Source organism: Thalassobaculum sp. (genome assembly GCF_040219215.1).
Taxonomy (GTDB): domain Bacteria; phylum Pseudomonadota; class Alphaproteobacteria; order Thalassobaculales; family Thalassobaculaceae; genus Thalassobaculum_A.
Genome location: NZ_JAVJSX010000007.1, coordinates 105951 through 131339, shown reverse-complemented (window position 1 = coordinate 131339; position 25389 = coordinate 105951). Strand labels below are relative to the sequence as shown.

Sequence of the window (25389 nt, the reverse complement as noted above, 5' to 3'; positions counted from 1 at the left end):
CGGGTTGTCCGGGGTCACGGCCGGATGTAGGGTCCGATCTTCACTCGGGAACGGCCCGGCCCGACCCGACAGCGTCGATCGACAGCGGCTGATGAGCGACACGAGCGCCAGTATCCACACCCGCCCGACCGGCTTCACGTCCGAGAGCGACCTCGGCGTCGCCCTGTCAGGAACCATGGAGGTTCGGCTCGCGGCCAGCGATGCCGAGATCGACGCCGCCCAGGCGCTTCGGTACCGGGTGTTCTACGAGGAACGGTCGGCCAGGCCGGTCGGCGACATGGCCACGTTGCGGCGCGACATCGACGACTATGACGCCGTGGCCGACCATCTTCTGGTGCTCGACCATTCCCGCGGCGCGGGGACCGAGGCGGTCGTCGGCACCTATCGGTTGATCCGTCGCAGCCGGATCGAAGCAGCGAAGCGGGCCTTCTACACGGCGGGCGAGTACGACATCGCCAAGATCGTTGCCTTTCCGGGCGAGATCCTGGAACTCGGCCGATCCTGCGTCGATGCCGGATACCGCAACCGGCCGACGATGCAGCTCCTGTGGAAGGGCATCGCCGCCTTCGTGTTCCGCTACGACATCACCCTGATGTTCGGATGCGCGTCGCTGCCCGGCAACGACGTGGACGCGATCGCCGGCCAGCTGTCCTACCTCCACCATCACCACCTGGCGCCGGAACGGCTGCGGGTACGCGCGTTGCCGGCCCTGCACGTCGAGATGAACCGGGTGCCGGCGGACCAGCTCGACGCCAAGGCGGCCCTGGCCGCGCTGCCGCCGCTGGTCAAGGGCTACCTGCGGCTTGGCGGGTTTGTGGGCGACGGCGCGGTGATCGATCCGCAGTTCAACACCACCGACGTCTGCGTGATCGTGCAGACCGACGCGGTCACCGACAAATACTACCGCCACTACGAGCGCGAGGCGCGAAGCACGTGAGCGCACCGGCGATCGATGAGTCCGGTGCCGGCCATGCGATGCGGCAACCGCAGCCGCCGGTGTGGGTGGATGAGGCCGAAGAGAACCGCCTGCTGGAGCTTCATGGCGGGTTGATCCGGTCGAGGGTGCGCGGCGTCTGGAGGCTGGCCCAGTACGGGTTGCTGACCGTGATCCTGTTGCCGGTGCAGATGGTCGCGGTCGCGCTGGGGCTTCGGCTGGCGGAACAGCTGCCGCGCTTCTATCACCGGCTTTGTCTGCGCCTGCTGGGCTTCGACCTGGTGGTCAATGGACGGCGCCTGCGCGACCGGCCGGTGCTGTTCGTCTGCAACCACGTTTCCTACCTGGACATCATGGTGCTCGGTTCGGTCATCACCGGCTCGTTCATCGCCAAGGCCGAGGTCGCCGGCTGGCCGGGATTCGGGCTGCTGGCCAAGCTGCAGCGCACGGTGTTCGTGGAGCGCCGCCGCACGGCGGTTGCCCGCCACGGCGATGCGATCGCCGAGCGCCTGACGGCGCGGGACAACCTGATCCTGTTCGCGGAAGGGACCAGCACCGACGGCACGCGGGTTCTGCCGTTCAAGAGCGGGCTCCTGGCGGCGGCCGAGCGTGAAGTGGACGGACGGCCGCTGAAGGTGCAACCGGTTTCCATCGCCTACACCAGGCTGAACGGCATGCCGCTCGGCCGCGGCCTGCGACCGTTCCTGGCCTGGTACGGCGACATGGAGCTGGCGCCGCATCTTTGGGATGTCGTGGCCCTTGGCCGCATCACGGTGGTGGTGGAGTTTCACGAACCCACATCGCTTGCGGAATCCGGCTCGCGCAAGGCGCTGGCAATCACCTGCCGGGACCGGGTTGCCGACGGCGTGTCGCGGGCCAATTCCGGGCGCTGAGCCTGCGTCACGAGACTGTCGCTTGACACCCCGCGCGCGAGTCGTAGGTTGGCAGGTGGAGAAGGGTGCGCACCGCGTATCCGCACTGATCGTTTGCGATCATGCCAAGAGGGATCGAGACCGACTTGAAGTCGCTCGCATACGGACGGTTGACCGCTTGTACTGCTGAAGGGCGTTAGGCGGCAAACTTGGCCAAAAAGCTCTTCGTCAAGACATACGGCTGCCAGATGAACGTCTACGACTCCACCCGCATGGTGGATGTCATGGCGCCCCACGGCTACGAGCCCGGCGATTCGCCGGACGATGCCGACCTGATCATCCTGAACACCTGCCACATCCGGGAAAAGGCGACCGAGAAAGTGTACTCGGAGCTTGGCCGGTTGCGCGCCCTGAAGGACGAGGCGGCGCGCCAGGGTCGCCGGATGCTGATCGGGGTCGCCGGCTGTGTGGCACAGGCCGAGGGCGAGGAGATCGCCCGCCGTGCCCCGGCGGTCGACCTGGTGTTCGGTCCGCAGACCTATCATCGCCTGCCGGAGCTGGTGGTGCGGGCGCTCGACCGCAGCCTGTCCGGCGGCACCGGGGTGGTCGACACCGACTTCCCGGCCGATGCGAAGTTCGATCACCTCCCGGAGGAGAGCCGCAGCCAGGGCGCTGCCGCCTTCCTGTCCGTCCAGGAAGGCTGCGACAAGTTCTGCACGTTCTGCGTGGTGCCCTACACCCGTGGTGCCGAGTTTTCGCGACCGGCAGCCGACGTGCTGGCCGAGGCGCGGCGCATGGTGGCGAACGGGACCGTCGAGATCACCCTGCTCGGCCAGAACGTCAACGCCTACCACGGTGCGGCGGCATCGGGCGGCGGGACCTGGGGCCTCGGCCGCCTGGTCCGGGCGCTGGCCGACATCAACGGGCTGGAGCGGATCCGCTACACCACGTCGCATCCGCGTGACGTCGACGACGAGCTGGTCGCCGCCCACCGCGACATCCCGGAGCTGATGCCGTATCTGCACTTGCCGGTTCAGTCGGGCTCGGACCGGATTCTGGGGGCGATGAACCGCAAACACACGGCGGATGCGTATCGCTGCATCATCGACCGGCTGCGCGACGCCCGCCCGGACCTGGCGTTCAGTTCCGACTTCATCGTGGGTTTCCCGGGCGAGACCGACCAGGACTTCGTCGACACCCTGCGGCTGGTGCGCGAGGTCGGCTACGCCCAGGCCTACTCGTTCAAATACAGCGCCCGACCGGGTACCCCGGCGGCAGATCTGGGTGATGCCGTACCGGAAGCGGTCAAGGCCGAGCGTCTGACGGCGCTTCAGCAGCTGATCGGCGCCCAGCAGATTGCGTTCAATGCCGGCGCAACCGGATCGGTGCAGCCGGTGTTGTTCGAGCGTCGTGGGAATCGAGCCGGCCAGCTCGTTGGCCGCGGTCCGTGGATGCAGTCGGTGCATGCCGACGCGCCGGACCGGCTGCTGGGCAGGATCGTGCCGGTCCGGATCCTCGACGGTCATGCCAACAGCCTGTCCGGTGCCGTCGCAGTGGTGGGCGACACACCGGCAGAACGAACGCTTCCTCCAGCTGAAAGGGCTATCGCTTGAGCTCGGACACGCAGGCTGCCTCGATCCAGCTCGAATTTCACGACCACTCGCTGCTGCCGCTGCTGTTCGGGGAGCATGATCGCAACCTGACGCGGATCGAGCAGAAGCTGAAGGTCTCGCTCGCGCCGTTCGGCAACACCCTGCGGATCTCCGGCGACGAAGCCTCGGCACCGGCGGCCCAGAAGACCCTCGAAGCGTTGTACCGGCGGCTGGAGAAGACCCGCAGCAAGGGGCGCGAGCCCTGGGCGCTTGAACTCGGCGACATCGACGCCGCGATGGCCTGGGTGGCCTCCGACGTCGGAGCCGACGAGGTCGGGCGCTTCGCTGCCGGCGAGGGCGTGCTGGAGACCTGGAAGCGGCCGGTGCATTCGCGGTCGGCCAACCAGCAGCTCTACCTGAAGGCCCTGCTGGAACATGAGCTGGTGTTCGGCCTCGGCCCGGCCGGAACCGGCAAGACCTATCTGGCGGTGGCGGCGGCGGCGGCCATGCTGAAGGCCCGGCGGGTCGACCGCATCATTTTGTCGCGCCCGGCGGTCGAAGCCGGTGAGCGGCTCGGTTTCCTGCCCGGCGACATGAAGGACAAGGTCGACCCTTATCTGCGGCCGCTCTACGACGCGCTTTACGACATGATGCCGGGCGAACAGGTCGAGCGACGGCTGGCTGCCGGCGAGATCGAAGTGGCGCCGCTGGCCTTCATGCGCGGCCGCACGCTGGCCAACGCTTTCGTGATTCTCGACGAGGCGCAGAACACCACGCCGACCCAGATGAAGATGTTCCTGACCCGGCTGGGCGAGAACTCTCGGATGGCGATTACCGGTGATTTGTCGCAGGTCGACCTGCCGCTCGGCAACAAATCCGGGCTGCGGGATGCCGTCGAGGCTCTTGATTCTGTCGAGGGTGTCTCCTTTATCGAGTTCACCGCCGCGGACGTTGTGCGCCATCCGTTGGTCACTCGCATCGTGCACGCCTATAATCGCCGGGAGGGATCCCTCCTGCCCACACCAGTTTCTCGATGACTGACGACGACGCAAACGACGACGACCCTTCTCGATCTAGCGCCACGGCCGCGACGGTCGATCTGATGGTTCGGGTGGACCACACCGACTGGCGTGCGCTGCTGGACGACCCCGAGGCGGTGGTTGAACAGGCGGTCCTGGCTGCTCTGGACGCCTTGGAACCCGAAGCGGTGGAACTGTCCGTCGTGCTCGCGGACGACTCCGCGGTACGGGCGCTGAACCGCGACCATCGCGGCAGGGATACACCGACGAACGTGCTGTCGTTTCCACCGGCCTTCGTGCCGCCGGCCGGACCCCGTCCGCTGGGCGACGTGATCCTGGCGTTGGAGACGGTGCAGCGCGAATCGGCCGAGCAGGGCAAGGCAGCGGTCGACCACCTGCGCCATCTGGTGGTGCACGGGGTGCTGCACTTGTCCGGCTACGACCACGAAACCGAGACCGATGCCGAAGAGATGGAGGATCTTGAGCGGACGATCCTCGCCGGTCTCGGCGTTGCCGACCCGTATGCGGACCTGCCCGGCGACGAGAGGGCGGCATGAGCGACAACGGCAACGGCACCGATACCTGGCGCACGCTGTTGCGTGCGATCGGCCTGGGGCGCAACGGCAATTCGGCGGTGCGCGCCTCGCTGGAGGAACTGATCGAGGAGAACGGCGAGGACTCCTCGCCGATCGATCCGCACGAGGGTGCCATCATCCGCAACGTGCTCGGCCTGCGCGACATCACGGCCTACGACGTGATGGTGCCGCGCGCCGACATCCTGGGGGTCGAACAGTCAATATCATTGGCCGAACTGGCCAAGCTGATGGGCGAGGCGGCGCACTCGCGGATGCCGATATACCGTGGCACGCTCGACGACGTGATCGGCATGGTGCACATCAAGGATGTGGTCGGGCATCTGAATCGCGGCGAGGACGTCCCGGTTGCCGATCTGGCCCGCGAGGTGCTGTTCGTGGCCCCGTCGTCGCGCGCGCTCGACCTGCTGCAGGAAATGCGGATGACCCGCCGGCACCTGGCGCTGGTGGTCGACGAATACGGCGGCATCGACGGGTTGATCACGATCGAGGATCTGGTCGAGGAGATCGTCGGCGAGATCAGCGACGAGCACGACGTCGATGAGGGCCCGAAGCTCGAGGAGAAGCCGGACGGCACGATCCTGGCCGACGCCCGGGCCACGGTCGAAGAGTTCGAGGCGCTGGTCGGGCCGGTGCTGACCGGCGAGGAGCGCGAGGAGATCGACACGTTGGGCGGCCTGGTGTTCAGCCTTGCCGGCCGCGTGGCAACGCGTGGCGAAGTGATCCGCCACCCGTCCGGTCTGGACTTCGAAGTTGTGGCGGCCGATCCGCGACGCCTGCGTACTCTGCGGGTGCGCCGCCGACCGACCGCGGTGGACCGTGCCGCCGAGTAGCCTTGCGATCAGACTGACGACCGTCTTGGCACGCACCGGTCCGCGCGCGGGGGCGGTGTTGCTCAGCGGCGCGATTGCGGCGGCGGCACTGCCGCCGGTCGGCGCGATTCCGGCAATCTTCAGCGTGGCCGTTCTAGTCTGGGCCGTGCGGGTGGCGGACACGCCGCGCGGTGCGGCCCTGGCCGGCTGGCTGTGGGGCTTTGGGTTTCACGTCGCCGGGTTGTACTGGATCGCCAACGCCTTGCTGGTCGACGGTGAGCGGCACGCTTGGCTGATTCCCTTCGCGGTTGCCGGCCTGCCGGCGCTTCTCGGCCTGTTCACCGCCGCCGCCGCCTGGGCCGGCCGCCGGCTGGCGCGCGACGGCGTCGCGGGTTGGCTGGCTCTGGTTGGAACGCTGGCGGTGGCGGAGTGGCTGCGCGGCCATGTCCTGACCGGGTTTCCCTGGAACCTGTCCGCCTACATCTGGGATCCGGTGCCGGCGATGCTGCAGCCGGCCGCTTTGGTGGGCGCCTATGGCCTGTCGCTGACGACCCTGCTGGCGGCGGCGGTACCGGCGCTGTGGTTCGATTCGGGTGCCGGTCGGCGCGGTCGCATCGCGGCTACGGCCGGGAGCCTTGCGTTGCTGCTGGGGTTCGGCGCCTGGGGATACAGCCGGATCCCGGACGGACCTGCGCCGACCATGGACGGTGTGGTCGTGCGGGTGGTGCAGGGCAATGTCGACCAGCGCGACAAATGGCAGGCTGCCCTGAAGCCGCGTCACATGTTGCGTTATCTCTCGATGAGCGTGCCGGGTTCGCCGCCGACGGTCCGCGCCGACGGTCTGGCGGACGGCGCGATCCCGACGGTGACGGTTTGGCCGGAGACGGCGGTGGCCTATGTCGTCGGTCCGAACACGCCGCTGACCGGGCTGGCCGATGCCATTCCACCCGGCGGCACCCTGCTGTTCGGGGCGCCGCGGGAACAGGACGGCCGGATATACAACAGCGTCCTGGCCCTGACCGGTGACGGCACGGCCCTGAACTGGGCTTACGACAAGGCTCACCTGGTGCCGTTCGGCGAGTATGTGCCGTTGCGGGCCGTCCTGCCGATCGAACCGCTGGTCCAGGGCGCGCGTGACTTCACGCCCGGAAGCGGGCTGCAGACCCTGGAACTGCCGGGCGCACCGCCGGTGTCGCCGCTGGTGTGCTACGAGGTGATCTTCCCGGGCCAAGTCACGGAACCGGGCCAGCGCCCGGGGTGGCTGCTCAACCTGACGAACGATTCCTGGTACGGCCGGTCGAGCGGGCCATACCAGCACCAGGCGATCACCCGGATGCGGGCGGTCGAGGAAGGGCTGCCGATCGTGCGGGCCGCCAACACCGGAATATCGTTCGTGGCCGACCCGTATGGCCGAACCCTGGCGGAGTTGGGGCTGGGCGTTGCAGGCAGTCTTGACGCACCGCTTCCCCGCGCGCTCGCGCCCACCGTGTATTCGCGGGCCGGCGACACAATCTTTCTGGTTGTCGTTGCCGCCTTACTCGCCGCTACCGGTATCCAAAGCCGCCGCCGCCGCCACTAACACCGTCGAATTGTTGGATTTTTGTGCATCAACGCTGCTGAGCGGCGTTGACTGCATACATGAGTATGGAATAATGCGCGCGAATTTTGGTTAACGAATGGTGAGGGCGGTATGGTGAGCGAACGGCCGGGTCGCAGGCGGGTCGGTCGACCGCCAACCGCAGGGAATCCCAATCCAGTAGATGTGCACGTTGGTGTCCGCATCCGGCTGCGCCGCACCCTGCTCGGGATGAGCCAGGAGCGTCTTGGCGACGCCCTCGGGTTGACGTTCCAGCAAGTCCAGAAGTATGAGCGTGGCGCCAATCGGGTGGGTGCCAGCCGATTGTTCGACTTGGCGCGGGCTCTGCAGGTGCCGGTTGGATTCTTCTTTGACGACCTAGCGGACGCTGCAGTCGACGGCCAGCATCCGCCGACCTCGGCCACGCCGGCAGACGATCCGATGCAGCAGCGCGAGACCATAGAGTTGGTGCGCGCCTTCTATCGTATCCCGGACCCTACGGCGCGACGCCGGCTGTATGAACTGACCCGCTCGATCGCTGATGCCATCGATGGCGGGGGACGGTAGTTGTCCGCCTGAGCGGTGAAGCCGCGGCGACAGCTCGGCTTCACTCTTGACCAGCACCTGCATTCGGGCCACAACGCCCCGTCTCACGCCAGGGCCGGTTCGACGCCGGCCCTCGTCGATTCCCGGTCCGTTGGGATTCCGCCTCCATTGAGAGTCCCGGTCCCCTGGTCTGCCGCGCGGAGGTTCTGTTGAGCCAGTCGAGTTACCTGTTTACGAGCGAATCGGTGTCCGAAGGTCATCCGGACAAGGTTTGCGACCGCATTTCCGATACGATCGTCGATCTGTTCCTGGCGGCCGACCCGGCCAGCCGGGTGGCGTGCGAGACGTTGGCCACCACCAACAAGATCGTGCTTGCCGGCGAAGTGCGCGGCCCGTCCAGCGTCACCCAGGCGCTGATGGAAGAAGGGGTCCGCGCCGCGGTCAAGGATATCGGCTACGAGCAGGAGGGTTTCCACTGGGAGACCGCCGCGGTCGACATTCTGCTGCACGAGCAGTCCGTTGATATCGCCGTTGGCGTCGACGCTGCCGGCAACAAGGACGAAGGGGCCGGCGACCAGGGCATCATGTTCGGCTATGCCTGCACCGAGACCGACGCGCTGATGCCGGCGCCGATCCACTACAGCCATGAGATTCTGCGCCGCATGGCGCGGGCCCGCCACGACGGCACGGTCAAGGGCCTCGGCCCGGACTCTAAGAGCCAGGTCACCCTGCGCTACGAGAACGGCCGGCCGGTCAAGGCGACCTCGGTGGTGATCTCCACCCAGCACGACGCCAATCTGTCGCAGGACGAGGTCCGGGGCATCGTTCTGCCGTTCATTCGAGAGACCATGCCGGAAGGCTGGATCGACGACGACACCGTCTACTACATCAACCCGACCGGCCGGTTCGTGATCGGCGGGCCGGACGGCGACTGCGGCCTGACCGGGCGCAAGATCATCGTCGACACCTATGGCGGTGCCGCTCCGCACGGCGGCGGTGCGTTCTCCGGCAAGGACCCGACCAAGGTCGACCGCTCGGCCGCCTATGCCGCGCGCTGGGTCGCCAAGAACATCGTTGCCGCCGGGTTTGCCGACAAGTGCACCATCCAGGTTTCATACGCGATCGGCGTGTCGCATCCGCTGTCGATCTTCGTCGAGACCTACGGCACCGGCCGGGTCGACGAGGAGAAGCTGTCGAAGGTCATCGCCAAGAACGTTGACCTGTCACCGCGTGGCATCCGTACCCGATTGGCGCTCAGCAACCCGATCTACGCCCGCACGGCGGCTTACGGCCATTTCGGCCGCACGCCGGACGACAGCGGCGGGTTCAGCTGGGAGAAGCTCGACCTGGTCGACGACCTGAAGGCGGCGCTGGCCTGACCGCCACCGCCGACCTTATGCCCCAGCCCCGCGATCCCGGGCGGGTCCCCGGCGACCGGCTGTTCTTCGGTCGCCGCAAGGGACGGCCGCTGCGCGCCAACATGCAGGCGCTGCTGGACGACCGTCTGCCCGAGCTAGCGGTGCCGGCCGAACCCGCATCGGCTGACCCGAAGACCTGGTTCGCGCGGCCGGTTCGCGCAGCGTGGCTGGAAGTCGGCTTCGGCGGTGGTGAGCATCTGGCCTGGCAGGCCCGCTCCAATCCGGATGTCGGCATCGTCGGCGCCGAGCCGTTCATGAACGGTGTCGCCTCGCTTTTGCGGCATCTGGAAAATGACGAAAGCGACAACGTCCGGATCCTGGCCGACGATGCCCGGCCGATGATCGACGCAATGCCCGCCGGCTCGCTGGAGCGGGTGTTCGTCCTGCATCCCGATCCGTGGCCGAAGCGGCGCCATCATTTCCGGCGGCTGATCCAGCACGCCTCGATTGCGCGGTTCCACGACCTGCTGGTGCCGGGCGGCGAGCTGCGGATCGCCACCGACGATGTCGCCTACCTGCACTGGATCCTGGCCCGCGTTACCGCGCACCCCGGCTTGCGTTGGACCGGCGGGCGCCTCGCCGACTGGCGCACCCGAGCCGAGGACTGGCCGGAGACCCGGTACGAGGCAAAGGCCCGCCGCGAAGGCCGCGAGCCGGCCTATCTTCGGTTCGTCAAGGCGTAAGCGCGCTGCGGGCGGTCAGTTCGCCGGCGATACGGTCGGCGGTGCGCCGCAGCGGCTCCAGGAACTGCCGGATGCCGGCTTCTTCGGTCATGGCGCCGTGCAGCAGCATGACGTTGATCGCGGCGAACACGGTCTGCTCGTTGCGCACCGGCACGCCGATCGCCCAGACCTTGTCGTCGAACATCTCGTGGCTGTAGCTCGGATCGGTTAGCGCGTAGCCGCGGCTGCGGACGTCCTCGATGGCCCGGGCAAGCCGTTCCGGCTGGCGGGCGAGCTCGGTCGACGGTCCCGGGATCGCCGCCAGCCGCCCGACGATGGTGCGGCGTTCATCGTCGCTGCAGTACGCCAGGTAGGCGCGGCCGAGCGAGGTGGTCAGCACCGGAATCCGGAACCCCGGCCGGCGGCGGACGAAGAACACCGAGCCGCGTTCCTGCAAGGTCTGCGAGATGATCATGGCGTCGCGGTCGAACAGCGCGATGTCGACCGGCCAGCCGACCTGGTCGCGGACCTCCTGCAGGATCGGGTCAGCGATGCTGCCGATCCACAGGTGTCGGTCGTAGCCTTGGCTGAGCAGCAGGGTGCGGCCGGTCGGCGCGTAGGCCGCGCGTTCGGTGTCGCGCATCACGTAGCCCTGGTTCTCCAGGGTTTCCAGCATCCGCACGACGGTGGCCTTGTCCAGACCGGTTGCCTTGTGGATCGAGCCGACGGTCGCCAGCTTCTCTTGATTGACCACCCGCAGCACGTCGAGCCCGCGCGACAGCGCGATGACCGGTTTGAACGATGGCATGCTATCCTCACGGGTGTGCAAACGAAGCAGCTCCCCGCAGTTCTACATTTTGTGAAACGCCATTTCAACAGATGAAGCGACATCCCCGAATCCTGATTCCGACACCCGGAAGATCAACATGGGTCCTCTGACAGGCTACCGGGTGCTGGAGTTCGCCGGTATTGGCCCGGCGCCGATGTGCGCCATGCTGCTGGCCGACATGGGAGCGACGGTGCTGCGGCTCGACCGGCCGGTGGCGGCGGCCGACCTGGGCATCGAAACCCCGGCGCGCTTCGAGTTGACCAACCGGGGCCGGCGTTCTGCGGCGGTCGACCTGAAGAGTCCCGACGGCACCGCCCTGGTGCTTGATCTGGTGGGCCGTGCCGACGCGCTGATCGAGGGATTCCGGCCGGGAACTATGGAGCGGCTGGGCCTGGGGCCGGAGCCGTGTCTCGCCCGCAACCCGAAGCTGGTCTACGGTCGCATGACCGGTTGGGGCCAGGACGGGCCGCTGGCCCCTGCCGCCGGCCACGATCTCAACTACATCGCGCTGACCGGCGCCCTGCATGCCATCGGCCGCGCCGGCCAGCCGCCGACTCCGCCGCTGAACCTGGTCGGCGACTTCGGCGGCGGCTCGCTGTACCTCGCCTTCGGGATCCTGTGCGGGCTGCTGGAGGCCCAGCGTTCCGGCAAGGGCCAGGTGGTCGACGCCGCCATGATCGACGGTGCGGCCTCGTTGATGACCGCGTTCTACGGCCTCTCGGCGGCCGGGCTGCACAGCGGCACCCGGGGTGCCAACGTGCTGGACTCCGGCGCGCCCTACTACGAGGTCTACGTCTGCGCCGACGGCGCCTACCTCTCGGTCGGGCCGATCGAGGAGCGGTTCCGGCGCGAGTTCTACGCCCGGATCGGCCTGGACGAGACCGCGCCGACCGGGTCCGACCCGGCCGACTGGCCGGCCGCCAAGCGCTTGATAGCCGAGCGCATCGCAACCAGGACCCAGGCCGAGTGGTGCGCTCTTCTGGAAGGCACCGATGCCTGCGTGGCGCCGGTCCTGTCGCTGGCGGACGCGCCGGGCCACCCGCACAACCGGGCCCGAGGCACCTTCGTGGAGATCGACGGGGTGATGCAGCCGGCCCCGGCCCCCCGGTTCAGCCGGAGCAAGCCCGGCATCCCGACTCCGCCGGAGCCCGCCGGTGCCGGCACCGAGGAGGCACTGGCCGACTGGGGTTGCGATTCCGAAACGATCGCTCGGTTGAAGGCCGCCGGGGTGATCGGCCGAATTGCGAAGCCGTCCGGGTAGGCGGTCAGTTGCCGCGGAACGCCGGCTTGCGCTTGCCCTTGAACGCAGTCGTGCCCTCGGCGAAATCGGCGCTTCCGAAGGCTGTCGTCTGCGCCATGGCCTCCAGCTCGAGAAATCCTTCCAGCGGCATCTCGTAGGCGCGCTGCAGCAACTGCTTGGTCAGGCCGTAGGCCATGGTCGGCCCGGCGGCCAAAGTGGCCGCAAGGGACAGAGCGGTATCCATCAGCGCCGCGTGTTCCGTGAGGTGCGAGACGAAACCCAGGTCGTGGGCTTCGGTGGCGGTGACCTCGCGGTTGGAGAACAGGATCTCCTTGGCGCGGATCATCCCGACCGCCCGGGGCAGCGAGTAGGCCAGCGCGAAGTCGGGAATTGCGCCGATGCCCGGGAACCCGGCCTTGAACTTGGCCTCGACCGAGGCGCACACGATGTCGCCGGCCAGCGCCAGCGAGAACCCGGCGCCTGCCGCCACGCCGTTGACCGCCGTGATCACCGGCTTGTCGGCGGTCATCAGCGGGACCAGCCAACGGTAGCTGCGCTGCATCCGCCGGCGCATCGACACGGTGTCGCGCTCGTCCATGGCCCGGATGTCGCCGCCGGCGCAGAACGCCCGTCCGGTGCCGGTCAGGACGATGGCACGCACCTCCGGATCGGCGATGAGCGCGGGCAGTTGCTGCTCGATCCCGGCCTTGATGCCGCCGGACAGCGCGTTCAGCGAGGCCGGTTCGTTCAAGGTCACGATCGCCACCGCGCCGTCGCGCCGCACGAACACCGAAGGGCCGTCGCTGCTGTCCATCCATCTTCTCCCTGTGTTGGCAACGCGCGGCTCTCGGACCGCGGAGTTTCTTGAGTTGAAGCATCATTTCATCAAACAACGCTCGCAATATGGGGCCGACTGGCACCGGCTGCCACCGATCTGGCCCATTTCGCTCGACCGGCGGCACGCCTACACTGGATTTCATGCTGGCATCGAAATCCGATTTCATCGGCCTGGATGACGGGCGGGTCCATCTCGCGACCGGCGGGCAGCCGCCCTTGCTGAAGGCTCACCGTGCTGCCTTCGAAGCCTACGCCGCCGACAAGGCGGCGGGTGCCGCCGGCTATCAACGGCATTGGGAGGTCGGAGCGCAGGTCAAGGAACAGCTGGCGACCCTGACCGGCCTGCCGGCTGCGGACCATGCGCTGATCGGCAGCGCGTCGGAGGGGATTGCGCGGGTGCTGTCGGCGGTCGACTGGCGTGCCGGCGACAACGTGGTGGTGGCCGACAAGGACTACGCCTCCGGCCGGCACGCTCTGCTGCGCCTACGGTCGCTTGGCGTCAACCCGCGGATCGTTCCGGCGCGCGGCTGGCGGATCGAAGTCGACGACCTGCTGGCGGCATGCGACGCGCGGACCCGTGTGCTGTATGTCAGCCAGGTCACGTCGCTGACCGGCCAGCGCCTGGACATCGCGGCGCTGGCCGCGGGGCTGGCGGACCGCGACACGGTGCTGATCGTCGATGCCAGCCATGCCCTCGGCGTCGTGCCGGTCGACGGCCGGCTTGCCGACTTCACGGTGTCGAGCTGCTACAAGTACCTGTGCGCCACACAGTCGGGAATCCTCGCCTGGAACAGGTCCCGGCGGCCGAAGTTCGACCCGATGGCTGTCGGCTGGGCTTCCGGAAGCGATGCGCCGGACGGCCAGGCCTATGCCCCGCACGGGGATGCCCGCCGGGCGCAGGCCGGCAACTCCAACCATCTGGACGTCTACCTGTTGAAAGCTTCCCTCGACTGCCTGTTGCCGTACGGGATCGAGGCGATCGCCGGTCATGTCGACAGCCTCGGCGGGGCGCTGCACCGCGGTCTGACGGAGCGGGGGCTGGAGCTGATCACACCGGCGCCGAGCGCGGAGCGGGCCGGCAACATCGCCTTTGCCCACGTCGAAAACGCGGCGATCGTCGAACGTGCGGCCGAAGCCGGCATCCACCTGTGGGACGGCAGCGGCCGGGTGCGCTGTTCGGTCCACCTGTTCAACAGCGACGACGACGTCGTCCGGCTGCTCGCGTGGATCGACGCCGGCGGGCTGAATTAGGGAACGTGTGCGACCTTCCTTCGCTGGACCGCAATCAAGCCACGCCTTAATCTCCGCACGTCGTTGCAGCCGCCCGGTTCTCCGCTCATGCGCTACACCACGAATCCCGACGTCATCGCCGTCGTCGAGCCGCCGATTGCCGAGGCCAAGGGGTGGGTGGCGGGCCGCAGCTATCCGGCGGACCGGCCGCTGCTCGACCTGTGCCAGGCGGTGCCCAGCTACCCGCCGGCCGAGGAGCTGCGCGCGCATCTGGCCGACCGGGTCCGGCTGTTCGAGACCGCCCAGTACACCGCGATCACCGGGATCGCACCGTTGCGCGAGGCGTTGGCCGAGCACATGGCCGGTGTGTACGGCGGCAGCATCGAACCAGACAACGTGCTGGTCACCGCGGGCTGCAACCAGGCCTACAGCCTGACTCTGATGGCGCTGGCCCGACGCGGCGACGAAGTGATCCTGCCGCTGCCCTATTACTTCAATCATTAGATGTGGCTGGATTCCCTCGGGGTGACCGCCGTGCATCTGCCGTTTCGGCCCGACCGCGGCGGGGTGCCGGACCCGGCGGATGCCGTCCGGCTGATCACCCCGCGCACCAAGGCGCTGGTGCTGGTCACTCCGAACAACCCGACCGGTGCGGTGATTCCGCCGGACGTGCTGGCCGGATTCCGCGATGTCTGCGCCGAACATGGGGTCGCCCTGGTGCTGGACGAGACCTACAAGGACTTCCTCGATCCCGACCAGCCGCGCCATGACCTGTTCCGCGATCCGGCCTGGGGCGACACGGTCGTACAGCTCTACAGCTTCTCCAAGGCGTTCAGCCTGACCGGCTACCGGGTCGGCTCGATCGTCGCGGGGGCCGGCTTCGTCGATCAGGTGGCCAAGCTGATGGACACCATCTCGATCTGCACCGCGCGGATCGCCCAGGATGGCGCCCTGTACGCGTTGCGGCACCTGCTGCCGTGGGCCGACGGGAAGCGGGCGATGATGGCGCAGCGCCGCGCCGCCCTGCTGCGGGTGTTCGAGTCCGGCAATCTCGGCTTCGAACTGGTATCGACCGGTGCCTACTTCGCCTATCTGCGTCACCCCTTCACGGGTGAGCCGGCGGCTGCGGTCGCCAGGCGGCTGGCCCAGGATCATGGAGTCCTGGCGCTGCCCGGCACGGTGTTTGGACCCGGCCAGGACCCGTATCTGCGCCTTGCCTTCGCCAATCTGGAGGCGGAGCGGATGGGCGAGGTGGGCGACCGGCTGCGGGGGGCCGTGTGAACTCGCCGTTCCGGGTCGTCCGGCTCGACGGTCCGGGGCGTCTGCCCGAGGCACTTGATGCGATTCACCGTGGCTTTGCCCAGTACCGGGACCGGTTGGTACCGCCATCGGCTGCGCTGAACGAGACGACCGACAGCCTAGCGCGTCGGCTGCTCGATGGTGCCGTGCTCCTGGCCGAGGACGCGACCGGAGTGGTGCTCGGCGCGGTCTGCGCGGAAATCCGGGCGGACATGGTCTATCTCGACCGACTGGCGGTGCCGCCCGCCAGTCGGGGGCGTGGTGTGGCGTCCACCTTGGTGGCGGCGGTCGAGGCATTCGCGGCGGAGGCCGGAGCGCGGTCCGTGACCCTGGGGGTGCGGCTGGCGCTACCCGGCAACATCGCGATGTTCGAGCGTCTCGGGTATCGCGAATCCAAGCGCACGGCCCATCCGGGATTCAGCGAACCGACGTCGATGAGCATGGTGAAAGTCCTAAGTGCGCGTCTTCTGTGATCGCCGCGCGTCCGGCTGCGCAACCTTTGTGACCACCGCGCTGAACGGTACGTGAACCGCTGTTTTCCGGGCTTCCCGGTTGGGATGGACAGCCCGAGATTGTTACCGATGCGCACCGCTCACCTTGCTCCGAGCCGTCCACCTTGCTATACGCCCGCCTCGAGTTACATCCGCAACGGACCGGAGCCAGATCCGTCACGGATCCGGGCAGCCGTTTTGGCGCCCGTCTGTTTTCCGCCGAACAAGGAGCCGTTCATGGCCGCGTTTACCGACTACAAGGTCGCCGACATCAAGCTTGCCGACTGGGGCCGCCGCGAGATCGCGATTGCCGAAACTGAAATGCCCGGTCTGATGGCGATCCGCGAGGAGTACGGCCCGGGCAAGCCGCTGAAGGGCGCCCGAATCACTGGCTGCCTGCACATGACCATCCAGACCGCCGTGCTGATCGAGACCCTGACGGCACTGGGTGCGGAGATCCGCTGGTCGTCGTGCAACATCTTCTCGACCCAGGACCATGCCGCCGCAGCCATCGCCGCCACCGGGGTCCCGGTTTTCGCCTGGAAGGGCGAGACCGAGGAGGAGTACGAGTGGTGCATCGAGCAGACCATCGTCGGCAAGGACGGCTGGCGCCCGAACATGCTGCTCGATGACGGCGGTGACCTCACCGTCATCATGCACGAGAAGTACCCCGAGCTGATGAGTGACGTGCGCGGCGTCTCCGAGGAGACCACGACCGGAGTCCACCGCCTGTACGAGATGGCCAAGAAGGGCACGCTGGCGGTGCCGGCGATCAACGTCAACGACAGCGTCACCAAGTCGAAGTTCGACAATCTCTACGGTTGCCGCGAGAGCTTGGCCGACGGTATCCGCCGGGCGACCGACGTGATGTTCTCGGGCAAGGTCGCGGTCGTCGCCGGCTACGGCAACGTCGGCAAGGGCTCGGCCCAGGGCCTGCGCAACGCCGGCGCACGGGTCGTGGTGACCGAGGTCGACCCGATCTGCGCGCTGCAGGCGGCAATGGAGGGGTATCAGGTCGTGACCATGGAAGAGGCGGCCCCGACGGCCGACATCTTCGTGACCGCGACCGGCAACAAGGACGTGATCACGATCGACCACATGCGGGCCATGAAGGACCGGGCGATCGTCTGCAACATCGGTCACTTCGACACCGAGATCCAGATTGGCGCGCTGCGGAACTTCAAGTGGGAGAACGTCAAGCCGCAGGTCGACGAGGTGGTGTTCCCGGACGGCAAGCGCCTGATCGTCCTGGCCGAAGGCCGGCTGGTCAATCTGGGCTGCGCCACCGGACACCCCAGCTTCGTGATGAGCGCCTCGTTCTCGAACCAGGTGCTGGCCCAGATCGAGCTGTGGAAGAATCACAGCAAGTACGAGAAGCAGGTCTACGTGCTGCCGAAGAAGCTCGACGAGCGGGTGGCCGAACTGCACCTGAAGAAGATCAACGCCAACCTGTCGAAGCTGTCGACGGAGCAGGCCAGCTACATCGGCGTGCCGACGAGCGGGCCGTTCAAGACCGAGACCTACCGCTACTGAGGCGTCAGCCGAAGCGGCGTGCCGCGATCGAATCCGAAAAGGGCGCCCAGTGGGCGCCCTTTTTGTTTTTCCAAGGGTTGCGCGTTGCTGTGTATAAGTCACAAATATTAAAACTATTAACCATTATAGTCTTATTTGTGTTGATTTGATGAGCGCTGTATCCTGTGCTGAGGGATGCCGGAAATGACGAGTATGAGATATAAACGCCGATTCTAGGATAATTTGATGCGAGAGAATCGCGGATCTGAACCGATCGCGATCAACGTTAAACTCAATCCATCAAAATTTCCATAACAATATCAATGTATTATAATTCACCAAGTGTGGTTGTCAGATAAATTCCTCTAAACGGGGTTGCATTTCAGACGTCAATCGGTTGAATCGGTGTCGTCATCAGACATCAATCGGCCCTGTTGAGGTAAAGAATCTCCGGGTCGACCTTATGTGCGGCTGCGCAAGCATTCGCAGTCGCCCAATCCTTGTCCGTTGTTGTGCCGCGCTGGTTTCGCGGCCGTGACGGATTGTGGCCCGCTCATCGGGTCGCTCAGCCTGAGACCATGGAGACGTCGACATGCAGAACGATGCCTACAAGCGGGAGTACACCCGGGAGTTCGTATCCCGCTGGGACCGCCTGATCGGCTGGGACAGCCGCGCCGAGGGGGAGAACGGCTTCTTCGAGCGGATCCTGCGCCGCCACGACTGCAAGCAGGTCGCCGATATCGCCGCTGGAACCGGATTTCACGCGATCCGGCTGGCCCACGCCGGCTTCGAGACGACTGCGTCCGACGGATCGGAGGCGATGATCCGGCAGACCGAACAGAACGCCGAGGACATGGACGTCGCCTTGGCCGACGCGAAGGTCGTGGACTGGCGGGAACTGGACACGGCGTTCGGCGCCAACAGGTTCGATGCCCTGGTCTGTCTTGGCAACGCCTTCACCCACCTGTTCGACGAGGAGGCGCGGACCAAGGCGCTGGATTCGATGCGCACCGTGCTGCGCCCGGGCGGGCTTCTGATCATCGATCACCGCAACTACGACAAGATTCTCGACAACGGCTACAGCTCGAAGCGCAAGTTCTACTACGTCGGCAACGGCGTCGATGCGCGTCCGGCGATCATCCAGGACGATCTGGTGAAGTTCGAATACAGCTATCCCGACGGCAACAAGTTCCACCTGTCGCTGTTCCCGCTGCGTCGGCACTACATGCAGAAGCTGCTGGATGACGCCGGTTTCACCAGTGTGACCACCTACGGCGACTTCGAGCAGAACTTTGAGCCGGACGAGGTCGACTTCTTCCAGCAGATCGCCGTCAAGCCGCGCCACTGAGCCGCGGCCCTGTCGATACCGGGAAGGAGCAGAGCATGAGCGTACAGACGCAGGACCGGGCGGCGGTCGACAGCATCGTCGCCCAGACCAAGGACTACTATGACGGCCCGGCCGATCAGATCTATCGGCACATCTGGGGCGAGAACATCCACATCGGCTATTTCGAGAACTCGGAGGACTCGCTGCGCGAGGCCATGAAGCGTTCCAACGAGCGCATGGCCAAGGGCGTGGCGCTCGGCTCCGATGACACGGTTCTCGATGTCGGCAGCGGCTACGGGGCGCTGGCCCGGTTCCTGGCCAAGCGCTACGGCTGCGACGTGGTCGCCTCGAACATTTCCGAGCGCGAGCTGGAGTGGGGTCGCGAACTGACCGCCGAGCAGGGACTGGACGACAAGGTCAGCTTCGCCTGGGCGGATTTCCATGCGTTGCCGTTCGACAATGACGGCTTCGACTACTACTGGAGCCAGGAGGCGTTCCTTCACGCCGCCGACAAGGCGGCGGTCCTGACGGAAGCACAGCGTGTCCTGAAGCCGGGCGGCGCCATCGTGTTCACGGACCTGCTGGTGCGCGACGGAACGCCTGCCGCCGACCGCGAGCGGATCTACGACCGCGTGAAGTCGCCGGACATGTGGGACAGCGGCGCCTATCTGACGGCCCTGGAACAGGCCGGGTTCAGCGTCGAAACCCACGAGAACTGGTCGGAACACGTTGCCCCGACCTACGCCTGGGTGCGCGACCAGCTCGAGTTGCGGCGTGAGTGGTTCGAGGACCGCATCGGCAAGGAAGCGGTCGACCGGACCTCGGCGGCCTTGCAGTTCTGGGTCGACGCCGCCGATGCCGGGCGGATCGGCTGGGAATATTTCGTCGCCAGAACACACTGAGTCACGGCGGTCCGAGGCTGCGGCCTCCTGTCGTCCCTGCTGTACTACCAAACGGAGTTGTTGATGAGTGATGCGTATATTCTGACGTCGGAGTCGGTCGGCCCGGGTCACCCGGACAAGATCGCCGACCAGATTTCCGACGCCGTCCTCGACGCGCTGCTCGCCCAGGACCGCAACAGCCGGGTGGCCTGCGAGACGCTGGTGAACACCGGGCTGATCCTGATGGCCGGCGAGATCACCACCACCGCGTCGGTGGACTACGCGCAGGTCGCGCGCGATGTCGTGCTCGACATCGGATACGATGACAGCCGTCTCGGCTTCGACGGCGCCAGCGCCGCCGTGCTGGTGGCGCTGGACAAGCAGTCTCCCGACATCGCGATGGGCGTCAACGAAGGTTCCGGCCTTGACCTCGACCAGGGAGCCGGCGACCAGGGCCTGATGTTCGGGTATGCCTGCCGCGAGACCGAGGAACTCATGCCGATGCCCATCATGCTGGCGCACCGGCTGACCCGCCAGCAGAACGAGGTGCGGCGCAGCGGAACGCTGCCGTGGCTGCGCCCGGACGCCAAGGCGCAGGTGTCGATTCGGTACGAGAACGACAAGCCGGCCGCCATCGATACCGTCGTGCTGTCGACCCAGCATGCCGAGGATGTGGATCACGCCACCCTGACCGAGGCGGTGATCGAGGAGATCGTGAAGCCGGTGGTGCCGGCCGAGATGATTTCCGCAGACACCAAGTACCTGATCAACCCGACCGGCCGGTTCGTCGTCGGCGGCCCGCACGGTGACTGCGGCCTGACCGGTCGCAAGATCATCGTCGATACCTACGGCGGCATCGGGTGCCATGGTGGCGGCGCGTTCTCCGGCAAGGACCCGTCCAAGGTTGACCGTTCGGCTGCATACGCGGCGCGCTACGTCGCCAAGAACGTGGTCGCGTCGGGCTTGGCCGACATCTGCGAGGTGCAGGTCAGCTATGCCATCGGTGTCGCCCAGCCGACCAGCATCCACGTCAACACCCAGGGTACGGCGCGGGTGCCGGAGCGCCGGATCGAACAGCTGATTCGCGAGCATTTCGACCTGCGGCCGAAGGGCATCATTCAGATGCTCGACCTGCTGCGGCCGATCTACCGGCAGACCGCAAGCAACGGGCATTTCGGCCGGCCCGAGCCGGAACTGACCTGGGAGCGCACCGACAAGGCGTCGGCCCTGGCTGCCGCCCTCGACCGGGACGCCGCGGACTGATCCTGTCGCGGCGATCGGGGCCGGCGGGCGCGCTTGTCGGCTCCGGCGTCGCCGCGTAGGCTCGCCGCGTGAAACACGGGCGGAAAACGGCATGGTTCGGGGCCGGGGCGACGTTGGTCGCTCCGGCGTCGGCGTTTGCCCAGAGCGCGGCAGACGCGGTACCGGGCGGCACGGATGTCGTCACCATGATGGTGCTGGGCGGCTTCACGGTCCTGCTGGCGTTGCTGTACGCCCTCCAGATCAAGAAGACCGTGGACGCCGAACGTGCCCTGGCCGCCGAGCGCGCGGCGGTGCAGGAACTGGAGCGGGCGCTGCCGGCCCGGCTGCAGGAGCACGAACGCTCGATCCTGGAGGGCGTGGCGGTTCCGGTGTGGCGGCGCAAGCCCGACGGTAGCCTTGGCTACGGCAACGCGCCGGCCATGCCTCTGTATCCGGAACTGGAGAAAGTCGGCCCTCTGGCCGAGCGGGCAATTCATGTCGGCCGTGCCCAGAGCGAGAGCCGCAACATGGTGGTGCACGGCGACCGGCGTCTGGTCGACGTGACCGAGACCCCGGCCGCCGATGGCGGAACGGTCGGTACCGCCCGCGACCTTACGGCACTCGAACAGCTTCAGTCGGAACTCGCCCGCCACGTCGATGCCCACGCCGACGTGCTGGAAACCCTGCGCACTGCGGTCGCGATCTTCGGCCCCGACAAGCGACTGATCTTCGCCAACACCGCGTTCGGCCGGCTGTGGTCGGTGGACGCCGACCTGCTGGAGCGTGACCCCACCCTGACCGAAGTGCTGGAGCGGGCACGCGAGAACCGACGGCTCCCGGAGCAGTCCGACTTCCGGGCCTGGCGGGACGACTTCAACCGCCTGTTCACGACCCTGATCGGCAGTCACGAGGAACTGCTGTTCCTGCCGGACGACACCACGGTGCGCATGGCGGTGACCTCGCACCCGTTCGGCGGCCTGCTCATGGTGTTCGAGGACGTCACCGACCGCCTGACCCTGGAGCGGTCCTACAACACGCTGACGGCGGTCCAGCAGGAGACGCTGGACAACCTGTACGACGGGATCGCCGCCTTCGGTGCCGATGGCAGGCTGAAGCTGATCAACCCGACGTACCGCAATCAGTGGGGTTTGCCGGGCGATTTCGGCGACGACGAGCCGCATGTCGGGCTGGTGCTGGAGGCGATGCGGCTGAAGTTCTCCGAGGAGGATCGCTGGACCGACGTGAAGGCGGAATGGGTCGCCCGGCTGGCCGAGCGGGTACCGCGCTCCGGACGGATCGAGCAGAGCGACGGCCGGGTGCTGGACTACGGCGTCGTCCCGTTGCCGGACGGCGCCTCCCTGCTGAGCTTCCGGGACGTGACCGACACCCTGGCGGTGCAGCGCGCCCTGCAGGAGCGTACCGAGGCCCTGGAAATGGCCGATCGCCTGAAGAGCGAGTTCCTGGCGAACGTCTCCTACGAGTTGCGGACCCCGCTGAACGCCATCATCGGCTTCTCGGAGATCCTGGAGCAGGAATACGCGGGTCCGATGAACGACCGGCAGAAGGAGTATGCCCGGGCGATTCTGCAGTCCTCGAACCGGTTGGTCCGGTTGGTCAACGACATCCTTGACCTCGCTTCGATCGAGGCCGGGTACCTGGAACTGGAACGCATCGAGGTCGACCCGCTGCGTCTGATCGAGGCGGTCGAGGGCCTGGGCCGAGAACGGGCGCGGGCCCGCCGGATCGATTTTTCGGTGAGGGTCGACGGCACGGTTGCCCCGATCATGGTGGACGAGCGCCGGCTGACCCAGGCGCTGTACAACCTCGTTTCCAACGCGTTTGCATTCACGCCCGACGGCGGGCGCGTGCTGGTGACGGTGGAGGAAGATGGCGATCTGGTTCTGTTCCGGGTGGCCGACACCGGCGTTGGCATCGCCCTGGAGGACCAGGGCCGGGTGTTCGACCGGTTCGAACGTGCCGGGCGCGACGCGGGTGCGGGACTGGGGTTGGCGCTCGTCAAATCGCTGGTCGAGCTGCACCACGGAACCGTGGAGCTGCTGTCGGAGCCCGGTCACGGCACTGAAGTGATCTGCCGCATTCCGCGGTCCGGTCGACGGACCGCCGGCGCATCGTGACGGTCGTCGATCTGCCCGACCTGGCGGCGACCGAACGGCTGGCCGGGCGGATCGCGGGACTCGCCCGGCCGGGCGAAGCGGTCCTGCTGTCCGGTCCGCTCGGCGCCGGCAAGAGCGCGTTCGCCCGGGCGTTCGTGCGGGCCTGGGTCGCTGATCCGGCGGTCGAGGTGCCAAGCCCGACCTTCACCCTGGTCCAGCCCTATGATGGGCCGCGGGGCGCGGTCTGGCACTGCGACCTGTACCGGCTTGGCGATCCGGAGGAGCTTCAGGAGCTGGGAATCGACGAGGGTTTTGCCGAAGCCGTGATGCTGGTGGAGTGGCCGGACCGGCTCGGCCCCTGGCTTCCGGCCGATCGCCTCGAACTCGCCATCGAAATATGCGAACAAGCGGAAGACGCACGGCGGGTAACGCTGAAGGCTTCTGGAGCCTGGGCCGTGCGGATGGACGAGCTGGCCGGTGCCTGACGCGAAACAGGGTGATGGTGTGACGACGGCAATAGCGACGGATGCCAAAGCGCAGGGGACCGACGGGCGCGAGGCCCGGTTGCGGCGATTCCTGGAGTCCGCCGGCTGGGGCGACGCCGAGCGCCAGCCGCTGGCGCGCGACGCCTCGTTCCGGTCGTACGACCGGCTGATCCGCAAAAGCGAGCGCGCGGTGCTGATGGATGCGCCGCCGGACAAGGGCGAGGACGTGCGGCCGTTCCTGGCGGTTGCCGCCCAACTGCACCGCTACGGCTACAGCGCACCGCGAATCATGGCGGAAGACCGCACCGACGGCTTCCTGCTGCTGGAGGATCTCGGCGACATCACCTACACCCGCGCGCTCGGAAGCGGCGCCGAGGAGGTGATGCTCTACGCCCGCGCCACCGACCTGCTGATCGACCTGCACCGCCGGACCGGTGCGCTCGGCTACGACGTGCCGCCGTATACCGACGACAAGCTCATTGCCGAGGCCGTGCTGCCGCTGGACTGGTACTTCCCGCTGGTGCTGGGGCGCGAGCTCGATCAGGCCGAACGGGCGAGCTATGAGGCCGCGTGGCGCGACGGCCTTGCGGTCCTGCGCGGCGCGCCGGACACACTGGTCCTGCGCGATTTTCACGTCGACAACCTGATGGTGCTGCCGGGCCGTCCGGGGATCGCCGCATGCGGGTTGCTCGACTTCCAGGACGCCGTCGAAGGGCCGGTGACCTACGACCTCGCCTCGCTGCTGCAGGACTCCCGGCGCGACCTGGCGCCCGGCCTGGAGGACGCCCTGCTCGACCGCTACCGAGCGGCGACGCCGATCGCCGATCCGATGGCTTTCGACCGCAGCTACTACGGCTTCGGCGCCCAGCGCGGCCTCAAGGTTTTCGGCATCTTCGGCCGGCAGTCGGCGCTGTACGACAATCCGCGCTACCTGCACCACATCCCGCGGATCTGGCGGCATGTCGAGCGCGACCTTATCCTGGCCGGCCTGGACGACGTCCGCGCTTGGCTCGACGCCCATATCCCCGCTGACGCCCGCGTGCAGCCGGCGCCCGAGGTTCGGCGCCCGACGTGATACTGTTGCCATCCCATCCGACCGAGCCGACCGCGACATGCACCTGCAAGGCCTGAAGAAACGCTCATCCTGGGTTCCCGACACCGCCATGGTGCTGGCGGCCGGTCACGGCACCCGCATGGCGCCGCTGACCGATACCTGTCCGAAGCCGCTGATCGAGGTGGCGGGCCGGTCGACCCTGGACCGGATACTGGACAAGCTGACCGTCGCCGGGGTGCCGCGCGTGATCGTCAACGCCCATCACCTGGCCGACCAGATCGAATCCCACCTGGCGACCCGGGCCGAACCGGAAGTCACGGTGATCCGGGAGGACGAGGTCCTGGAGACCGGCGGCGGGGTCAGGAACGCGTTGCCGCACTTCAACGGACAGCCGGTCTTCGTGATCAACGGCGACAGTCTCTGGCTCGACGGGTTGCGGGACTCCCTTCACCGCTTCGCCGAGATCTGGAACGGCGACGAGATGGATGTCCTGCTGCTGCTCTACCCGTTCGCCCGGGTCCTGAGCTGGCACGGGCTTGGCGACTACATGATGGATCCCGACGGCCGGTTGACCCGCAAGCCGGAAAGCCACGTCGCGCCCTACGCCTACATGGGCGTGTCGATCTTGCACCCGCGGATCTTCGCCGATACCCCGGACGGTCCGTTCTCGCTGAACCGGATCTACGACAGGGCCGAGGAGGCTGGCCGCCTGTTCGGCGCGGTGCATGACGGGCTCTGGTACCACATCTCCACACCGGCCGACCTGGAGGAGGCCAACCGGCGCTTCTCCCAGGGCCACGTGCCGGACACACCCTACGTCTGAG

Annotated in this window: 23 protein-coding genes and 1 pseudogene; 22 read left to right on the top strand and 2 right to left on the bottom strand. The window is 67.3% G+C overall.

Translation table 11 applies throughout. The features are described from left to right. The first annotated feature begins 91 nt into the window (after nucleotides 1-91). The 10 genes from RIC54_RS04185 to trmB all read left to right on the top strand — a co-directional run bounded on the left by RIC54_RS04185 (nucleotide 92) and on the right by trmB (nucleotide 10045). The gene (locus RIC54_RS04185) at nucleotides 92-937 is read left to right on the top strand and encodes a GNAT family N-acetyltransferase (RefSeq protein ID WP_502989712.1); all 846 of its coding nucleotides are present in this window, start codon (nucleotides 92-94) and stop codon (nucleotides 935-937) included. Next, complete coding sequence (locus tag RIC54_RS04180; protein ID WP_350098283.1) at nucleotides 934-1827, top strand: lysophospholipid acyltransferase family protein; 894 nt, start codon at nucleotides 934-936, stop codon at nucleotides 1825-1827. The genes RIC54_RS04185 and RIC54_RS04180 overlap by 4 nt, the downstream gene beginning before the upstream one ends. A gap of 188 nt (nucleotides 1828-2015) precedes the next feature. Continuing rightward, on the top strand, nucleotides 2016-3419 hold the full coding sequence (miaB, locus tag RIC54_RS04175; RefSeq protein ID WP_350098282.1) for a tRNA (N6-isopentenyl adenosine(37)-C2)-methylthiotransferase MiaB: 1404 nt from the start codon (nucleotides 2016-2018) through the stop codon (nucleotides 3417-3419). After that, nucleotides 3416-4435 carry a PhoH family protein gene (locus tag RIC54_RS04170; RefSeq protein WP_350098281.1) on the top strand — a complete coding sequence of 340 codons (1020 nt, stop codon included), beginning with the start codon at nucleotides 3416-3418 and terminating at the stop codon, nucleotides 4433-4435. Before miaB ends, RIC54_RS04170 begins: the two co-directional genes overlap by 4 nt. Further along, the gene (gene ybeY / locus RIC54_RS04165) at nucleotides 4432-4974 is read left to right on the top strand and encodes an rRNA maturation RNase YbeY (RefSeq protein ID WP_502989711.1); all 543 of its coding nucleotides are present in this window, start codon (nucleotides 4432-4434) and stop codon (nucleotides 4972-4974) included. Before RIC54_RS04170 ends, ybeY begins: the two co-directional genes overlap by 4 nt. Further along, nucleotides 4971-5843, top strand: coding sequence for a hemolysin family protein (locus RIC54_RS04160; protein WP_350098280.1), 873 nt, complete (start codon nucleotides 4971-4973; stop codon nucleotides 5841-5843). The genes ybeY and RIC54_RS04160 overlap by 4 nt, the downstream gene beginning before the upstream one ends. A 25-nt stretch (nucleotides 5844-5868) precedes the next feature. Further along, nucleotides 5869-7401: an apolipoprotein N-acyltransferase gene (gene lnt / locus RIC54_RS04155; protein WP_350098279.1), complete on the top strand. Its 1533-nt coding sequence runs from the start codon at nucleotides 5869-5871 to the stop codon at nucleotides 7399-7401. Between the two features lie 111 nt (nucleotides 7402-7512). Further along, complete coding sequence (locus RIC54_RS04150) at nucleotides 7513-7965, top strand: helix-turn-helix domain-containing protein (protein ID WP_350098278.1); 453 nt, start codon at nucleotides 7513-7515, stop codon at nucleotides 7963-7965. A gap of 188 nt (nucleotides 7966-8153) precedes the next feature. Continuing rightward, on the top strand, nucleotides 8154-9323 hold the full coding sequence (gene metK / locus RIC54_RS04145) for a methionine adenosyltransferase (RefSeq protein ID WP_350098277.1): 1170 nt from the start codon (nucleotides 8154-8156) through the stop codon (nucleotides 9321-9323). Between the two features lie 17 nt (nucleotides 9324-9340). After that, nucleotides 9341-10045 carry a tRNA (guanine(46)-N(7))-methyltransferase TrmB gene (trmB, locus tag RIC54_RS04140; RefSeq protein WP_350098276.1) on the top strand — a complete coding sequence of 235 codons (705 nt, stop codon included), beginning with the start codon at nucleotides 9341-9343 and terminating at the stop codon, nucleotides 10043-10045. Here trmB and RIC54_RS04135 read toward each other — a convergent pair. Next, complete coding sequence (locus tag RIC54_RS04135; RefSeq protein WP_350098275.1) at nucleotides 10035-10832, bottom strand: IclR family transcriptional regulator domain-containing protein; 798 nt, start codon at nucleotides 10830-10832, stop codon at nucleotides 10035-10037. The genes trmB and RIC54_RS04135 overlap by 11 nt on opposite strands. Before the next feature lie 118 nt (nucleotides 10833-10950). Here RIC54_RS04135 and RIC54_RS04130 point away from each other — a divergent pair, with 118 nt between their 5' ends. Beyond that, the gene (locus RIC54_RS04130) at nucleotides 10951-12114 is read left to right on the top strand and encodes a CaiB/BaiF CoA transferase family protein (RefSeq protein ID WP_350098274.1); all 1164 of its coding nucleotides are present in this window, start codon (nucleotides 10951-10953) and stop codon (nucleotides 12112-12114) included. A gap of 4 nt (nucleotides 12115-12118) precedes the next feature. On the opposite strand, the gene RIC54_RS04125 is transcribed toward RIC54_RS04130, so the two are convergent. Next, nucleotides 12119-12907, bottom strand: coding sequence for an enoyl-CoA hydratase/isomerase family protein (locus RIC54_RS04125; protein ID WP_350098273.1), 789 nt, complete (start codon nucleotides 12905-12907; stop codon nucleotides 12119-12121). A gap of 164 nt (nucleotides 12908-13071) precedes the next feature. On the opposite strand from RIC54_RS04125, the gene RIC54_RS04120 reads away from it, so the two are divergent. The 11 genes and pseudogenes from RIC54_RS04120 to RIC54_RS04070 all read left to right on the top strand — a co-directional run bounded on the left by RIC54_RS04120 (nucleotide 13072) and on the right by RIC54_RS04070 (nucleotide 25388). After that, nucleotides 13072-14181, top strand: coding sequence for an aminotransferase class V-fold PLP-dependent enzyme (locus tag RIC54_RS04120; RefSeq protein WP_350098272.1), 1110 nt, complete (start codon nucleotides 13072-13074; stop codon nucleotides 14179-14181). Nucleotides 14182-14268: 87 nt separating this feature from the next. Next, nucleotides 14269-15441: pseudogene (locus RIC54_RS04115) on the top strand (aminotransferase). Then, the gene (locus RIC54_RS04110; RefSeq protein WP_350098270.1) at nucleotides 15438-15932 is read left to right on the top strand and encodes a GNAT family N-acetyltransferase; all 495 of its coding nucleotides are present in this window, start codon (nucleotides 15438-15440) and stop codon (nucleotides 15930-15932) included. Before RIC54_RS04115 ends, RIC54_RS04110 begins: the two are co-directional and overlap by 4 nt. Before the next feature lie 255 nt (nucleotides 15933-16187). Beyond that, the gene (ahcY, locus tag RIC54_RS04105) at nucleotides 16188-17483 is read left to right on the top strand and encodes an adenosylhomocysteinase (RefSeq protein ID WP_350150573.1); all 1296 of its coding nucleotides are present in this window, start codon (nucleotides 16188-16190) and stop codon (nucleotides 17481-17483) included. 571 nt (nucleotides 17484-18054) lie between these two features. After that, nucleotides 18055-18810 carry a class I SAM-dependent methyltransferase gene (locus tag RIC54_RS04100; protein ID WP_350098268.1) on the top strand — a complete coding sequence of 252 codons (756 nt, stop codon included), beginning with the start codon at nucleotides 18055-18057 and terminating at the stop codon, nucleotides 18808-18810. A 35-nt stretch (nucleotides 18811-18845) separates the two neighbouring features. After that, complete coding sequence (locus tag RIC54_RS04095; protein ID WP_350098267.1) at nucleotides 18846-19691, top strand: methyltransferase domain-containing protein; 846 nt, start codon at nucleotides 18846-18848, stop codon at nucleotides 19689-19691. A 60-nt stretch (nucleotides 19692-19751) separates the two neighbouring features. Beyond that, entirely contained in the window at nucleotides 19752-20933 is a 1182-nt protein-coding gene (metK, locus tag RIC54_RS04090; RefSeq protein WP_502990165.1) for a methionine adenosyltransferase, read from the top strand. A gap of 68 nt (nucleotides 20934-21001) precedes the next feature. Further along, the gene (locus RIC54_RS04085; RefSeq protein WP_350098265.1) at nucleotides 21002-23047 is read left to right on the top strand and encodes a sensor histidine kinase; all 2046 of its coding nucleotides are present in this window, start codon (nucleotides 21002-21004) and stop codon (nucleotides 23045-23047) included. Further along, a complete protein-coding gene (tsaE, locus tag RIC54_RS04080; RefSeq protein WP_350098264.1) occupies nucleotides 23044-23511 on the top strand; it encodes a tRNA (adenosine(37)-N6)-threonylcarbamoyltransferase complex ATPase subunit type 1 TsaE in 468 nt (155 codons plus the stop codon). Before RIC54_RS04085 ends, tsaE begins: the two co-directional genes overlap by 4 nt. Beyond that, a complete protein-coding gene (locus RIC54_RS04075; protein ID WP_350098263.1) occupies nucleotides 23504-24586 on the top strand; it encodes an aminoglycoside phosphotransferase family protein in 1083 nt (360 codons plus the stop codon). Before tsaE ends, RIC54_RS04075 begins: the two co-directional genes overlap by 8 nt. Nucleotides 24587-24623: 37 nt before the next feature. Continuing rightward, nucleotides 24624-25388, top strand: a complete 765-nt coding sequence (locus RIC54_RS04070; RefSeq protein WP_350098262.1) for a nucleotidyltransferase family protein — start codon at nucleotides 24624-24626, stop codon at nucleotides 25386-25388. The last annotated feature ends 1 nt before the right edge of the window (nucleotide 25389 follow it).